The organism is Paenibacillus tianmuensis (genome assembly GCF_900100345.1).
Taxonomy (GTDB): Bacteria; Bacillota; Bacilli; order Paenibacillales; family NBRC-103111; genus Paenibacillus_G; species Paenibacillus_G tianmuensis.
The window spans coordinates 40,750-54,994 of record NZ_FMTT01000026.1; the positions used below are offsets into that span (position 1 = coordinate 40,750).

Sequence of the window (14,245 nt, forward strand, 5' to 3'; positions counted from 1 at the left end):
TTCCTTGTTTTATGATGAGGAAATAGACAATGGTGAACAAAAGGGAAGAGGTCAGCCTATGGAACATGTCATTGATATTCAGGATGTATCTTGGAAAAACGGCCAGAACGTTTTGCTGCACAATATCAGCTGGACCGTGCGTCCCAAAGAGCATTGGGCGCTGCTGGGCTTGAACGGATCGGGAAAAACGACGCTGCTGAACATGATTAACGGCTATCTCTGGCCAACGAAAGGGTCGGTGTCCGTGCTCGGCCACCGGTTCGGGGAAGTTGATTTGCGCGAGCTGCGCCGATCCATCGGCTGGGTCAGCTCCTCGCTGCAGGAGAAGCTGTATGCCACCGACATAACCCAGTATGTGGTCATCAGCGGCAAATACGCAACCATCGGCTTGTACGAGCGGCTGTCCGAAGAAGATCTGAACCGAGCGCAAGCGCTGATGCGCACGCTGGGCTGCACGCATCTGTGGGACCGGGAATTCCGGACCTGCTCGCAGGGAGAGAAGCAGAAGGTGCTGATCGCCCGGGCGCTGATGGCCGACCCGCACCTGCTGATATTGGACGAGCCCTGCAACGGGCTGGATTTGTTTTCGCGCGAAAAGCTGCTGGACAGCATCCAGGAGCTGAGCTGCCAGGAGCAGTCGCCGACGCTGATTTACGTCACCCACCATACGGAAGAAATCGTTCCCGCCTTCAGCCATACGCTGCTGCTGCGCAGAGGCGAGGTGGTCCGCAGCGGAGCCACCGAAAGCATCCTGGAGGCGGATATCTTGACCGAATTTTTCGAGGCCCCTGTCGAGGTCGAAAAGCACCGTCAGCGCGTGTACGTGCGGGCAGCCCACGGCGGGGACCCGCTTACATAGCGGCTTAAGAAGCAAAGCCAAAAAAGCTTAGAGTTCTTCTTCGTTCGGAACATGACAAAGGCCGCGCTAAGTAAGGTGGAAAAACCGGCGGCAGCCCCGAAGCAAAAAAGTCCGGGCTGCCGCTGTATGGGTTAACTCAATCCGCTAACCTGTATTGTTTATTGTTCATAATTTCTTCAATAACCTGTTGGATATCATCAGGGCTTTTCTGACTTGTATCAAGCAAATTGTTGTTTTTTAACCCGGATTGCTTGAATTCTTCCATTAGAATAAGACACCGCTCTCCCATCTGATGTTCCGGGAGTCTGAGCTGATCTCTTTTTAACAGGGTTTCAGGGTCAACCCATAAGACCGTATAGACAACATTGTCGGTTAAATCCTTTAGCTTATCTCTTAGCCAATACGCCTCATCCGGGAAAGTAACGTAATCTACTACAACATCAATTTCATTGAGAATAAAATTTCGGGTTAGACTCAAGATATTATTCCAAATAAGGGATAATTCCAACTTACTCTCCCAAGGTTTCTGGCGACCGTTAACATGCATATGGCTTACATAATCCCCTGAAACATATGCACTATTGTTCAAGCACCTTGCCAGTGCCTGTGAGGTCGTTGACTTCCCGACCCCTGCCGGTCCTGACAATAGGTATACCGTTTGCATTTTATCAGCCTCTCTTTTCGTGACATTCATTTACACTCGCTCCAATAATCCTTTTTCTAAACAAGTTGTAATCCATAGAACTTTTACGCTTGATCCAAATTGAATATGGATGTAATCTTTGTCTATCCGTCTTATGGACCCGGAGCCGAAAGCGCCATGTCTTATGGTCTTCCCTACAACCAGCCCGGCTCGATCCCGTATAGCATTTTTTTCTGCTGCTCCGCTGTTTTGGGCCACATCCTTTTTCGGAGGATTCATGATGTTCCTGATCGCCGTAACAAACTGCGATTCTTTAACCTCCTCACCGTCTCTTTTCCTATACGTTATAAGCTCCAGATGTTTCTTCGCTCGTGTCATACCAACATAAAAAAGTCGAACTGCCTCTTCCATCATTGCTACTGAGCTTGCTTTGAGATCGTCAGATGACGGAATAATGCCATCCACGAGATCAATCATATAGACCCGCTCAAACTCAAGACCCTTAGCACTATGAAACGTTGAAAAAGTCACTACATTCTGATCTTTCCTGAACTTCGCATTCTTTAGAACCAATTCCAGATGCTTTAACCTGCTCGCAAACTCCTCCATCGTCTCCAGCCCCACTGCAATCTCTTCCAATGTGTTAAGGATGCCCATTAAGTATTCCTTACGGAATCCAAGCCGCTCGCAAATCTTTTCAAGCGCCTTTTCATATCCCAATCGATCACGAATGACACGTATAGCATGTAGCGGCGGCATCCCCCGCATTTGCAGAAATGTTTCTTTGCTTGCAACCAACGGCCTCACTTGATAATCCTGCAATTGCACATGATTCAGCAAATTATCAAATACCGATTCTTTGTTGTCAATTTGCTTCAATACCGCCATCTGCTGTTTACTGATATATCCATTAAATTTCAGGTGGATCTTTTCCAAAATGTCCGGACGCTTGTCAGTAAAGCTCATTCGCATGAAATTTTTAATATCTTCAACCACCCAATGCGAAAAGAATCGATTGTCTGCATCTTTCATGAAAAAGGGAATCCCTGCTCGATCAAATTCATTGATCAAGGCAATCGATGAGGAATTGTTACGATACAATACGGCCACTTCAGAAAGCTGCTCCACCTTCTGAATCTGTTGAACCAGATACTTCGTTTGATAGATGTAATCCGATAAGCTTCTGATCTTCATCGGCTTACTTGATGGATTCTTCGTGAACATATTTTTGTCGTAACGGTTCTTATTTCGCTTGATGAACTGATTCGTTATGGTCACGATATCTTTAGAGGAGCGATAATTTTGCTCCATAAACAAGGTAATGGCATGAGGATATACTTGCTTGAAGTCCAGAAGGTAGGCAGGCTCCGCGCCACGCCAACTATAAATCGATTGATCGTCATCTGCAACCACGCAAAGATTCCCGTGCTTCCGAACCAGCTTTTCGATAATGGCATGTTGCACTGCGGAGGTATCCTGACTCTCGTCCGTAAGGATATAATCATACCGCTCCTGAACCCTCTGAAGGAGTTCTGTATCTCTCTCTAAAACCTGCTCTCCTATCGTCAGCATATCGTCGTAATCAACAAGCAACTTGCTGTGACCTGACCTCTTAAATGCCTCATATTCATGTAGAATCCGTTCCGCTTCCGGTACAGCTGCTCGAACCAACGACCATTTCTCCGGAGGAATCATTTTATTTTTGATGAAACTGATATAGGTCGTCAAATCATCCATCTGATCGTCGGTAATATTGTCGCCAACAATGGACTTGAACAAATTACGCAAAATCATTTTCTTGTGCAGCGGCAGATGTTTCGCATCCATCGTTTCTTGCTCTTCCAAATCCAGATCCCCTTCGATGATTTGGAAAGCTGTTCTTGTTTTCCGAAAATGTTCTCTCATTACCTCATAAGCAAAGCTGTGTATCGTCGAAAAATGGACTGGTTGAAGGTGCGGAAAAAATCGCTTAAATCGCTCCTTCATATCATGAGCCGACGCACGGCTAAATGTAACCGCCTTTATTCTCGATGGATCAATTTTTTTCTCCTCGATCAAATAACCTATCCTCATGATGATAGTAGTCGTCTTCCCGGACCCTGGCGATGCCAATAAGAGCAGTGCTCCGTTTGTCTGAAGAACAGCTTTCCTCTGAACTTCGTTTAAGGCAACGCCTATTTCACGTCTCTTGCGTGTAAAGAAATCTTCTTTTCCCTTCATTTCGAATTTTCCTTTCACCGTTCCATTCCCTATATTCCCATGATATTCAGAATCTTATCTGAAGCTATCATCCAAACAGAAGGCCAATTCTTGGACCATCTTACACTTCAGCTTTGAAGTTAATATGAATATATCCTATAATTCTATAATATCAGTATATATTAACAGGAGATGCTTGCGGGGATGAAAAAGAAAACCATCTTGGAACGATGGCATTGTGAAGAATTTGTGGAAAGTGTCCGTCCTTTTATCGATGCCATTTCTGCTGGACATGCAGTTATTCGGGATGCTGACTTAGCCGGACTGGAAGTGGGCCCTTTTGCCGTCATAAAAGAATTGGAAAGGTCCAGTTTATATGGATCTCACCTTGAAAATGTAAATCTTTCCTATGCAAATATACATAATTTATCGAAGAGTATTTTGTCTCGTGTCAACTTTTCCAAAGCTACCTTGGAGCGGTGTTTGATGCGTTCATGCCAAATTGCGGACTCTGATTTTTCATCGGCTAAAATGAGGGTTAACATGGACGATACCCGTTATCATCATTGTCGCTTTACAGGCACTCAATTTTTCGGCCATGGCTGGTTAGAGTTCGGGGGGAGACGAGTGAAGTTTTACAATTGTAACTTTACGAATGCAACGTTTCGCAGGGTGGAGCTTAGAGCTGCGAGATTTTACGACTGTATTTTTGACAATACGACATTTATCAAATGTGAGCTAAGCGGGACGAAAGCGGAAGGCGAGCGGCTGCCATCTGCAGCCCAGTTTACTGACATGGATATTCCCGTATGGGCACAGTAAAATAATAGATGACGCATGCAATGTCTTAACTATTTAATGGGAGGAAAATATGGAAAAGCTTATGGTATTGCGAGATATACTAAATAATATTGAACAATTCGAGTGGTCGGATGATTTGTTTCTTCCAGAAGACGAAACGTGGAGTCTAGATACAAAAGGTGCTGTACTTCCAGATGACATAGATGACATGGAAAATGACAGTGATGAAATTCCTAAATTTGCAAAGGAACATAATTTAAAATATGTATTAGGTATAGACTCTGTACGAGGAATTATCAGTAACATTTCTGATCAAAAGGCATCGTGTACAGATAACGATTTATTCGAAGCTTTCTTATACTACTATGATAATGATGCTTTTTTAGTAATAGAATAATTCACGCCTGTTGATTTACCAACTTTTGGGTTATCAAGACGCGACAAATAGACGTATTTATCCAGAATCCTAGTAACAGCAATAAGCCATTCCGCCTGCAATTGATTCTCTTGCATGAGTTCCTTAAATCGGATAAGTGGCATGGACCTGCAAGCGATGATGAGCGATTTGGAATGGTCATATAGCCATCTCAGGACGACATACGTCATGAGTGCAGCGAACAACTGGTTGAATACGGCATTTTTCGTGGTTCCAAACAGAACAGGGACATTCAAGTTTTGCTTGATCCATCGGAAGAAAACTTCGATGCCCCATCTTGCCTTGTACATATCGGCAATTTGCTCGGCAGACAGGTGCAGCATCATGTTTCAGTCCGCCGCGTGATTGACGATGCTATAGTTCCCTAACTCCAACGCATTTACTTTTACCTATAGCACCCATATCATCTTGATTCATGCCTTCTCTATCCAATTGTTGCTTCTTGTAGCAATCCCCATTAATTACTTTACCGGATTCGTAAAAAGTCCCACTACCTTGATGACTTCAACTTCACCAACTTTCCTTGACCCTTCCATGAAATATCCTTTAACCCCTACTTGAATTCGGTGCCGATGTACGGCTTCTCTCATTTCAGGAATCACGATCCACATTCTTGCCGTCCCATCTAATGCAATCGGCATCTCGCGATCTAAAATAATCTCGCCTTGTTCATCTTCGAATTCAGGATGAATCATATAGATGCCAGTCTTGGTTATGTCATCACCGTCATAGGAAAAATCGCATCTGTAACCTTGTCTTGGCGGATTCTTTCTGCCTCCTTCTTCATAGGAGTACAGTCTATACTTCACATCGAAATCTTGAGGATGTCCTACTGTCATTTCATGAGGCACCCAGATCACATTTTTCACCATCCCATCTTTTCTACGATGAAATGCTCTTCAGGAAAAATGTCCATCCTGATGAACGTTATATTCCAACTGGTACTCATCTATATTCTTTTCGTCGCAAAACTGTATGGCAATATCCTCGTTATCGTCCACCTCAGTACCTTTGAGGTCGCCTAATATGTTTAATTATAGTAGCCACCTTTGATTTATTCATCAAATCCACTTCTTGTTTTCGTATCTCAAAAATCCTTATTACTTTTTACTTTTTTACAATGATTTGTATTTGATACGCTTGGGTTTATGCTTGGGTAAAGAATTCGAGATCCCCCTGCATTTCCCTGCTTTTGTGTGCCGGCAGAGAAAAAAGACCGGAAATCGCTTGGGGATTGCCCGAGCCATTGCCAGTCTATGGTGAGTTGGTGGACAGTATTTTTTATTCCTGGACACTTATTTGGGGGTGTGGACAAGAATAATTGTTTTATTAACCCCCCCGCTGCCGCATAGCCTCGAACAGGACGACGGTAGCGGCCATTGCCGCATTCAGCGATTCGGCACGCCCCTTCATCGGGACTAGCACCTGATGCCGGGCAAGCTGCCGCACTTCCTCGGAGACGCCTTGCCCTTCGTTGCCGATGACAAACCACGTGGCTTTGCGAAAATCGTGCTCGTAGCAGCTAACCGCTCCCTGCAGGCTTGTAGCGACAACCTGCACGCCAGACTCAGCGGCCCGCGGCAGCCATTCGGTCAATTCGCCTTGGACGATCGGCAGATGAAAAAGCGACCCCATCGTCGAGCGCACCGTTTTCGGGTTATATAGGTCGACGGTTCCTTTGCCAAGCAGCACGCCGGAGGCGCCGACCGCATCCGCGCTGCGGATGATCGTGCCCAGATTGCCGGGGTCCTGGATGCCGTCGATGACAACGACCAGCCCGTTCAGCTCACTTGCTGCGAGAAGATCGCTTCCGCGCCACGGCAGCTTCGGCACGACTGCGAACACAGGCTGCGGCGTCTCGGTGTCCGTGCATTTGGCCAGCACGGCTTCCGTTACCGCGACGCATTCCGTTCCTTTAGCCGCCGCATCCTCCAGCAGTCCGGCAATCGCCTGCTTCTTATCGGCGACGTAAACCAATACCTCCGGCACCAGGTCGCCAGAACGGAGTGCCTCCTGCACAATGTGGACGCCTTCGATCAGGAAGCGTCCCTGCTTGTCCCTCCCTTTGCGGCTGAGCAACTCGGTCCACTGCTTAACCCGCGGATTTTGAACCGAGCTTAGGATAGCCGATTCATTGGAAACTATCTTTTTTTTATCGTTCATACGATTTTCTTCGACCCTCTATTCCGCAAACGTCTTTTCGAAATTTTTCAAATCCGTGTTCGTCCCTACAACGACAAGAATGTCGTGATGTCTAATAATATCCTCGGCGTGCGGAGCAATGTTCATCTTGTCCCCGGTTCGGATCGCTATCACGTTGCAGCCATATTTGGCGCGAATATCGAGCTCTCTCAGATTGCGGCCGACCATTTGCCCGGACGCTTGAACCTCGACGATGCTGTAGTCTTCCGAAAGCTCGATGTAATCGATAATGTTGGATGAAATCAAGTGGTGGGCCACCCGGACACCCATATCGCGCTCCGGATAAATTACCTTGTCCGCCCCTACTTTCGCGAGCACCTTGCCGTGCAGTTCGTTCTGAGCCTTGACGACGACCTTCGGCACGCCGATTTCTTTAACGATGATTGTTGTAAGAATACTGGCCTGAATATCTTGTCCGATTGAGACGATGACGACGTCGAAATTGCGCAATCCGAGCGCGCGCAGCGCTTCTTCATCGGTGGAATCGGCCTGAACGACGTGGGTCACAATATTCGACACTTCCTGAGTCCGCTGCTCGCTGCTGTCGATCGCCAGCACTTCAAAGCCCAGATTCGATAACGTTTTGGCTACGCTGAAGCCGAAGCGCCCCATTCCAATGACAGCGAATTGTTTGCTCATCCGTGTTCATCCCCCTTCTCATTTCTTTATTATATCAAGAAGCGCGGCAGTTCACCAAAGTTCGTGACGAAGCATGAAACTTATTCAAGCGGAGCATATTAATAAAAGCGAAATCGCATCATCCAAGTGGAAAAGACAATAAAGCGAGGAACTGCCATGAACCTGAATTTGCGGCAAGCGATCATTCAGCGCATGCATGACAAAAGCAACGAAGAACTGTTCGAAGTTATTGCGGATTCGATGGATGCGGAAGAACGTGTGCTGCCGGGCCTTGGAGTGCTGTTCGAAATTATTTGGAAGCACAGCGAAGCGGATACGCAGAACCAGCTGATCGCGACACTCAAAGAGCATTTGGCTTAAAGCAACAGCAAAAAAGCGTGCGGGGAACGGTCCCTGCGCGCTTTTCCGTCATGTGGCCTCTTCCCCTTACCGTCCCTTATCGAATCGGGCGCAACGACGGTGTTACCGCAGGATGCAGCACGATTGCCGCACAACAAGCTTCGTATCCAGCCTAAGTCTGAAGCTCTCCGATGCGCCATCCGTCTCATTCCCTCCGCCGACGCGTCTCAGCACCCGCTCCGCCGCCAGCTGGCCCATCTCGTAGAACGGCACGGCAACACTCGTTAGCGGAGGGTCGGTTACGCGGGCGGCCTCCGAGTCGTCATAGCCGACAATGGCGTAATCCCGGCCGGGAACGTGCCCGTACTCGCGCAGCCCCTGCATCAAGCCGATCGCCATCCGGTCGTTGGAGGCGAACACCGCCTCGATCCGGTTCAGGTGCGGATGCATGGCCGACGCCGTTTTCATTCCGCTTGTTCGGCTGTAATTGCCCTCGTAGTACAGATGCACAGGCAGGTCACCCGGAGCCTTGGCATCCGCCGGCAGCAGTCCCGCTTCGCGCATGGCCTGCATATACCCCCGCAGCCGGTCGCCGCTGTTGGAAAATTCGGGCGAGCCGCTCAAAAACGCTATGTCCCGGTATCCCAGATCAAGCAAATACCGTACCGCGCGGTAGCTGCCTCCCTCATGATCCGCATCCACTTCATGAAACCGCTCTCCGCTCATATGCTGGTTGATCAGGCAAAAGGGGAACCCGCCGTCTTCCAATTTTTTCAGCTCCGCCCGCTCCGAGGGCGTATCCGTCGCTCCGAGGATCACGCAGGCATCCACCTTTTGCGAACGAAAAATATCGCTGTGATCGCTTTCTTCTCCGGGAACGCGGAATTTCAGCAGCATATCGTAGCCTGAAGCCTTCACCTGCTCCCCGATTCCGCTAAGCACCTCGGAGAAATAGTAAGTCGAGAAAATGTGTACTTTCGGCACGTAAGGCAGCACGACGCCCAAGTTGCCGCTTCTGCGGCGGGCGAAGCTTTGAGCAATCGCGTTCGGATGATAATTTAAAGCTTTGGCGGCCTGTAGCACCCGCAGCCGAGTCTGCTCCTTCATCGGACCGACGTCGTTGAATACGCGGGAAACCGTCGCTTCGGACACTCCCGCCAGCTCTGCAACTTCCTTTCGGGTTACGATTTCAGCCGCCTCCTTAAAAATAATGTGCGCGCGTTCATTATTTCACGCTCTTTCTTTGTATGTCAACCCTGAATTTCACCTATTGACAACTGGCGAATGATGGGAAACGATTAACTACATAACGACGTTCAACAACGAACGAAGACGAGAGGAGAGGTAGTATTGAACACCTTATTGTATTTGGAGGAACTGGCATTCATAAGACCTGACAATCGCTTTAAGGCGCAGTTGTGTCTTAGCAGCCGTACAACCCCATATGAAGATGCGGAAGCATTAAGCGTCCTCCATGAGCAGGAGCTTGCTTACTACCGGAAGCTGCAATATAAAAGGAAGCACAGTTTTGTGCTTGGCCGCTACTGCGCGAAGCAGGCGATCTCCGCGTACACTCGTATGGCGGAACCTCAGCTTGGGCAAATATGGGTGCAGAAGGGAGTATTCCAGCAGCCGGTCATCATGCTTCCACGAACCGAGCCTCTTCAGATCACCATTACGCATTGCGATCATATCGCGGCTGCTATCGCGTTCCCGGAGGCCCACCCGGTAGGTATCGACTTGGAGAAAATCGACAGCGCCAACGTCAGTGCCATCGAGTCGCAACTTACAGCCAACGAAAAGCAAATGATCGCGGACACCTCTCTTGAATACGAGGCCGCGCTTACGATGCTGTGGACCTCCAAGGAATCCTTGTCGAAGATTTTGAAAACCGGACTCATGACCCCGCTCAAAGTGTATGAAATCAATCATATGGACATCAAGCAAGACTGCATTGTCACCAGCTATACGAACTTTGCCCAATATAGCAGCGTATCGTTCCGCGTCGGCCGCTACATGTGCTCGATCACGCATCCGAAAAGAACCGAATTCAAAGTGAACATCCCGGAGATCCAGCGACTTTTCGGCACATCGTCTGCTGTCGATGTTCAGTGACCGGAAGTTACTGCCCAGCGCTTGCGCTTGCTATCCCGCTTGGAACTCTCTATGCTGGAGCTAACAGACTTAACCGAACCATTCTGACTCCGATGGAGGTGCCGCCATGAAGCTGCTAGTCGCGGAGGACGATACGTCCGTTTGCGAAATGCTGCACTTGTTTTTTCAAAAAGAACAGTATGATACGACCTTCGTTCATGACGGGCTCAGCGCCCAGGAACAGCTTGACCGGCATACGTGGGATTTCGTCATCCTGGACTGGATGCTTCCCGGCAAGGACGGGCTGGCGCTGTGCAGGGATATACGCGGTAAAGGGGAAACGCCGGTCATCCTGCTTACGGCACGCGATCAGGAGCAGGACCGGATTATGGGGCTTGAGCTCGGAGCCGACGATTACGTCAGCAAGCCGTTCAGCCCGATGGAGCTGATCGCCCGCATGAAAGCCGTGCTTCGCCGATACCATCGAGGCGGCGGGGCTGAGGCCGAAGGGGCGGCCGAGACGCAAGAGCTGCTCAAACACAAGACGATTGTCGTCAACCTGTCCGCCCGGACCGCCACTGTCGGCGGGAATACGATCAGCAACTTAACGCCGAAGGAGTTCGATCTGCTCTCGCTGTTCGTCCGGTATCCCAGACGCGTCTTTACCCGCGAGCAGCTGCTGGAAAGCATATGGGGCTACGATTATTTGGGCGAAGAGCGCACGGTCGATGTCCATATCAAGCGGCTGCGCAATAAGGTGTCTTCACCGGAGCATCCGTTGATTGTGACCGTCTGGGGCGTGGGCTACAAGCTAGAGCTGGAGGAATGACGATGAAGCTGAGCCATCTGCGGCCGCGCTTCCGGTTTACTTTTTTCCAGCGGCAGTTTCTGTCCCATCTCCTTCTGTCCATGCTCATTCTCGTCCTGCTGGCGGCCGGGTTTACCTACTACATGAAGCAGCGAACATTCGACAACGAGACGGAAGAACTGGCCAGCGTCTCCAAAGGAATCGTCCGCCTGATCGCAAGAGAAGGGGAAGACCCGACCAGCGCGCTGCAAGCGTATCGCACCCTGCTCGCCGAACGCCGGACGTCGTTCATCCTGCTGGACCATGCCGGCGAAATCGCCTACCGCGACCCGAAGATGCCCGGCGCGCTGCGGGGCAAAGCGTTCTTGGACGAGCTGCGGTCGCACATGTCCGACGCCAAGGACAACGAAAGCTTCATCGTCGAACGCGGAGCGGAGAAGCCATGGGTCGTCGTTTACAGGCAAACCAAGCTGAAGCCGCAGAAAACCGAGCTGCACCTTTTCGTCTTCTCCCCGCTTCACGGCATTCAAGAGACGATGGAGGCGCTTAACCAAGCGCTGATCTATATGATCGTCGTTATTTTCATACTGGCCGTCGCCGTCAGTTGGATATTTTCCCGCAGCATGAGCGCCAGCATCCAGTCGCTGCGCCGGACGACCCGCCAAATTGCCGCGGGAGATTATGCCGCCCGATCCACAGTTAGCCGGTCGGACGAGCTGGGCGAGCTCGCAGGCGACTTCAACTCTATGGCCCGGCAGCTCGAGCTCGCCCTGCATAAGCTGCAGCAGTTCGAGACGCGGCGCCGCCATTTTATTATGGACGTGACGCACGAGCTGCGCACGCCGCTTACCTCGATCCGCGGCATCATCGAAGGGCTGAAGAGCAATCTCGTCCACTCGCCGGAGGAGCGGGCCAACTATTACGGCATCATCGAGAAAGAAACGTTCCGCCTGATCCGGCTCATCAACGGACTGCTCGACATGGAGAAAATCGAAAGCGGCCTCATCACGCTGAACAAAAAACGAACACCGCTTAAAGAGCTGTTCGAAATCGTTCACGAGTCGCTCGAAGTCTTGATTGAAGAGAAGCGCCTGCACATTCTTATCGAATGCGAGCCGGACCTGCAGGTGTATGCCGACTACGACCGGCTGATGCAAATTCTCATCAATCTGGTCAAAAACAGCATCCAGTTTACGGCATACGGTACGATCCGCCTGACCGGCTCCGAAACGGAAACGCATACCGTGATCGTGATCGAGGATACCGGCCGCGGCATGTCCAAGGAAGAGCTGGTGCTCATCTGGGAGCGGTTCTACAAATCCGATCCGTCCCGATCCAAAAGCAACAGCGAGACCGGGCTCGGCCTGTCCATCGTCAAGCAGCTCGTCGAAGCCCATGCAGGCACGATCGAAGCGGACAGCACGCCCGGTATCAGCACCTCGTTCACGATCACCCTGCCCAAAGTCGACCAAGCCGCATCCAAGGACGACAAAGCGGATTAACACCGATTCAGGAGCCTGCGTCGGGCTCCTTCCTTCATAAAGAGCGGACGGCTGCTTAGAGCCGTCCGTAAGCTTTTGCGTATCGGTAAATTCTCGCGAAGATGCGCTTATCCTTCAGCTTTCGGAAAATATAAGGATCGGGAGCCGTGTTAATCTCCAGAATCCACGGGTGCAGCTTCTCGTCCAACGCGACGTCCAGCCCGATTTCCTTAAGTCTTCCGTACTTCGAATGCAGCTGCCTTGCTACGGAAGTGCCGAGGCTGCGCAGCCCTGAGGTTAATCTTGACTTTTCGGCGCTCCCGGCATGCCCCTGCAGCAAAACCTCTACGGGTTTGAGCGTTCCTCCGTTATGCACATTGGTCACGACCTTGCCCGGCGCCGCAACGCGCCCGATCAGTCCTGTCGTCTGCCAATTCCCGGTCGGAGTCTTCTGCACCATGACGCGAAGATCGAAGCGCCGCTTCTGATATTTAAGCAGATGGATGCCTTTTTGCACCAAATACATCCGTTTTCGGGTCAATCCCGCGATATGCCTGTATAAGTCATCGTATTGGGTAAAGGTGTTAATTTTCGTTCCGATATGACAGCGGTAAGACGCGCTCCCTCTGCCGGCCAGCCGCTCCACCCGCATCACGCCGATGCCGTATGTGCCGCTGTTCGGCTTGACATAGACCATGCCGTGCCGGTCCAGCATCCCCCTCAAGCTTTCGCGGTTCAGCTTGCGCGTCTCGGGAATGTATTTGACCAGCTTTCGGTTCGGAATCACCGCCTGGGTTTTGGCCCATTTGCTTACGATGTACCTGCTGTTATTCGGTTTGTTCTTCCTCATTACATCCACCTTTCTTCCTTCGGCCGGAGAACGGCTGGCGCCAAGCTGCCTCATCTCCCTCTGCAGCGCCTTTACGAACCTCCTACTCCCGCTATCCAATCCCTCTGAGCCCTGGTCTCGTTCATCCATCATAGTGTATGCCCCCCGCCGCAGCACGGTGAGGTATAGAGGCCTACGACAGGCGTCCGGGACATGCAGAGACCCCAATTATGGACGATTTTTCGCAAAAAAAGGCAGCTGCCGCGATGCAGGCAACTGCTTTTCAAAAGTCCTTCTACGATTTAAAGCCGAGCTTGCGCTCGATTTTTTCAAATAGCGACAAGCCAACGGCCAGCCAGCGCCGGGCGAGCGTCCATTGGGTGAACAGCTTGTTTACGGCTACGGCGGAGCCGAAGCCCAGCAGTGCTCCGACGGTGACGTCTATCGGATAATGGACGCCGGTCCAGATCCGGGACAAAGCGATCAATACGGCCAGCGCAAGCCAGACGTATCCATCCTTACGGCGGTACAGCCAGATCGAGGTGGCGATGACAAAAGCGCCAATGGCATGGCTGCTGGGAAACGACGCATTAGCCGCATGCTCGATCAACTGATGAACCTCGTGGCTGACGAACGGCCGATTCCGGTAAAACAACATGCCGATCAGCGAGCCGATCCCCATCGCCAAAGCGGCGGAACAGAGCGCTTTGGCCACCATCCGGCGGTTCTCTTGTTTTCGGGTAAACCAATACACGAGGATGCCCAAATAAAAGAAATATTCCGCATATTCCGCGAAAAAGCGCATCCACACGTTAAGCATCGTATGATCGACAGCCAAGCCGTTGATCATTTCGAATAAATCATAGTCCCATTTCAATAACATACGCGATCTCTCCTCGTCCCGTTATCCGTTCC

Annotated in this window: 15 protein-coding genes and 1 pseudogene; 7 read left to right on the forward strand and 9 right to left on the reverse strand. The window is 50.5% G+C overall.

Features of this window, described 5'->3' with window-relative positions; all coding sequences use genetic code 11:
* Positions 1-58: 58 nt before the first annotated feature.
* Complete coding sequence (locus BLO51_RS17070) at positions 59-859, forward strand: ABC transporter ATP-binding protein (RefSeq protein WP_090673816.1); 801 nt, start codon at positions 59-61, stop codon at positions 857-859.
* A 136-nt stretch (positions 860-995) separates the two neighbouring features.
* On the opposite strand, the gene BLO51_RS17075 is transcribed toward BLO51_RS17070, so the two are convergent.
* Positions 996-1,553, reverse strand: a complete 558-nt coding sequence (locus BLO51_RS17075) for an AAA family ATPase (RefSeq protein WP_245719705.1) — start codon at positions 1,551-1,553, stop codon at positions 996-998.
* Positions 1,554-3,722 carry an ATP-dependent helicase gene (locus BLO51_RS17080; protein WP_090673817.1) on the reverse strand — a complete coding sequence of 723 codons (2,169 nt, stop codon included), beginning with the start codon at positions 3,720-3,722 and terminating at the stop codon, positions 1,554-1,556.
* Between the two features lie 183 nt (positions 3,723-3,905).
* Between BLO51_RS17080 and BLO51_RS17085 the strand changes: the two genes are divergently transcribed.
* Complete coding sequence (locus BLO51_RS17085) at positions 3,906-4,523, forward strand: pentapeptide repeat-containing protein (protein WP_167670244.1); 618 nt, start codon at positions 3,906-3,908, stop codon at positions 4,521-4,523.
* A 49-nt stretch (positions 4,524-4,572) separates the two neighbouring features.
* Positions 4,573-4,899, forward strand: coding sequence for a DUF7716 domain-containing protein (locus BLO51_RS17090; RefSeq protein WP_090673821.1), 327 nt, complete (start codon positions 4,573-4,575; stop codon positions 4,897-4,899).
* 166 nt (positions 4,900-5,065) lie between these two features.
* On the opposite strand, the pseudogene BLO51_RS31225 reads toward BLO51_RS17090, so the two are convergent.
* The 4 genes and pseudogenes from BLO51_RS31225 to BLO51_RS17110 form a co-directional block, all read right to left on the reverse strand.
* A pseudogene (locus tag BLO51_RS31225) lies at positions 5,066-5,261 on the reverse strand (transposase); the annotation flags it as partial.
* 138 nt (positions 5,262-5,399) lie between these two features.
* On the reverse strand, positions 5,400-5,807 hold the full coding sequence (locus BLO51_RS17100) for a hypothetical protein (RefSeq protein ID WP_245719707.1): 408 nt from the start codon (positions 5,805-5,807) through the stop codon (positions 5,400-5,402).
* 460 nt (positions 5,808-6,267) lie between these two features.
* Positions 6,268-7,101 (reverse strand): TrmH family RNA methyltransferase, encoded by an 834-nt coding sequence (locus tag BLO51_RS17105; protein WP_090673823.1) that lies wholly within the window; start codon positions 7,099-7,101, stop codon positions 6,268-6,270.
* Between the two features lie 18 nt (positions 7,102-7,119).
* Positions 7,120-7,779: a potassium channel family protein gene (locus tag BLO51_RS17110; RefSeq protein ID WP_090673825.1), complete on the reverse strand. Its 660-nt coding sequence runs from the start codon at positions 7,777-7,779 to the stop codon at positions 7,120-7,122.
* 156 nt (positions 7,780-7,935) lie between these two features.
* On the opposite strand from BLO51_RS17110, the gene sspI reads away from it, so the two are divergent.
* Complete coding sequence (gene sspI, locus BLO51_RS17115) at positions 7,936-8,139, forward strand: small acid-soluble spore protein SspI (protein WP_090673827.1); 204 nt, start codon at positions 7,936-7,938, stop codon at positions 8,137-8,139.
* A 102-nt stretch (positions 8,140-8,241) separates the two neighbouring features.
* Here the strand turns inward: sspI and BLO51_RS17120 are convergent, their stop codons facing one another.
* Positions 8,242-9,306: a LacI family DNA-binding transcriptional regulator gene (locus tag BLO51_RS17120; protein ID WP_090673829.1), complete on the reverse strand. Its 1,065-nt coding sequence runs from the start codon at positions 9,304-9,306 to the stop codon at positions 8,242-8,244.
* A gap of 162 nt (positions 9,307-9,468) precedes the next feature.
* Between BLO51_RS17120 and BLO51_RS17125 the strand changes: the two genes are divergently transcribed.
* From BLO51_RS17125 to BLO51_RS17135, 3 genes are all read left to right on the forward strand, one after another.
* Complete coding sequence (locus BLO51_RS17125; protein ID WP_090673831.1) at positions 9,469-10,233, forward strand: 4'-phosphopantetheinyl transferase family protein; 765 nt, start codon at positions 9,469-9,471, stop codon at positions 10,231-10,233.
* A 106-nt stretch (positions 10,234-10,339) separates the two neighbouring features.
* Positions 10,340-11,041: a response regulator transcription factor gene (locus BLO51_RS17130; RefSeq protein WP_090673833.1), complete on the forward strand. Its 702-nt coding sequence runs from the start codon at positions 10,340-10,342 to the stop codon at positions 11,039-11,041.
* 2 nt (positions 11,042-11,043) lie between these two features.
* Positions 11,044-12,522: a sensor histidine kinase gene (locus tag BLO51_RS17135; RefSeq protein ID WP_090673834.1), complete on the forward strand. Its 1,479-nt coding sequence runs from the start codon at positions 11,044-11,046 to the stop codon at positions 12,520-12,522.
* A gap of 55 nt (positions 12,523-12,577) precedes the next feature.
* On the opposite strand, the gene BLO51_RS17140 is transcribed toward BLO51_RS17135, so the two are convergent.
* The gene (locus BLO51_RS17140) at positions 12,578-13,483 is read right to left on the reverse strand and encodes a YheC/YheD family protein (RefSeq protein ID WP_342672403.1); all 906 of its coding nucleotides are present in this window, start codon (positions 13,481-13,483) and stop codon (positions 12,578-12,580) included.
* Between the two features lie 142 nt (positions 13,484-13,625).
* Positions 13,626-14,213 carry an undecaprenyl-diphosphatase gene (locus BLO51_RS17145; protein WP_090673836.1) on the reverse strand — a complete coding sequence of 196 codons (588 nt, stop codon included), beginning with the start codon at positions 14,211-14,213 and terminating at the stop codon, positions 13,626-13,628.
* Positions 14,214-14,245 lie beyond the last annotated feature (32 nt).

Coding starts and splice junctions, on each gene's coding strand:
- BLO51_RS17135 (WP_090673834.1), top strand. CDS start 11,044: ATGAAGCTGAGCCATCTGCGGCCGCGCTTCCGGTTTACTTTTTTCCAG.
- BLO51_RS17075 (WP_245719705.1), bottom strand. CDS start 1,553: ATGAATGTCACGAAAAGAGAGGCTGATAAAATGCAAACGGTATACCTA.
- BLO51_RS17140 (WP_342672403.1), bottom strand. CDS start 13,483: ATGATGGATGAACGAGACCAGGGCTCAGAGGGATTGGATAGCGGGAGT.
- BLO51_RS17110 (WP_090673825.1), bottom strand. CDS start 7,779: ATGAGCAAACAATTCGCTGTCATTGGAATGGGGCGCTTCGGCTTCAGC.
- BLO51_RS17145 (WP_090673836.1), bottom strand. CDS start 14,213: ATGTTATTGAAATGGGACTATGATTTATTCGAAATGATCAACGGCTTG.
- sspI (WP_090673827.1), top strand. CDS start 7,936: ATGAACCTGAATTTGCGGCAAGCGATCATTCAGCGCATGCATGACAAA.
- BLO51_RS17130 (WP_090673833.1), top strand. CDS start 10,340: ATGAAGCTGCTAGTCGCGGAGGACGATACGTCCGTTTGCGAAATGCTG.
- BLO51_RS17080 (WP_090673817.1), bottom strand. CDS start 3,722: ATGAAGGGAAAAGAAGATTTCTTTACACGCAAGAGACGTGAAATAGGC.
- BLO51_RS17105 (WP_090673823.1), bottom strand. CDS start 7,101: ATGAACGATAAAAAAAAGATAGTTTCCAATGAATCGGCTATCCTAAGC.
- BLO51_RS17070 (WP_090673816.1), top strand. CDS start 59: ATGGAACATGTCATTGATATTCAGGATGTATCTTGGAAAAACGGCCAG.
- BLO51_RS17090 (WP_090673821.1), top strand. CDS start 4,573: ATGGAAAAGCTTATGGTATTGCGAGATATACTAAATAATATTGAACAA.
- BLO51_RS17085 (WP_167670244.1), top strand. CDS start 3,906: ATGAAAAAGAAAACCATCTTGGAACGATGGCATTGTGAAGAATTTGTG.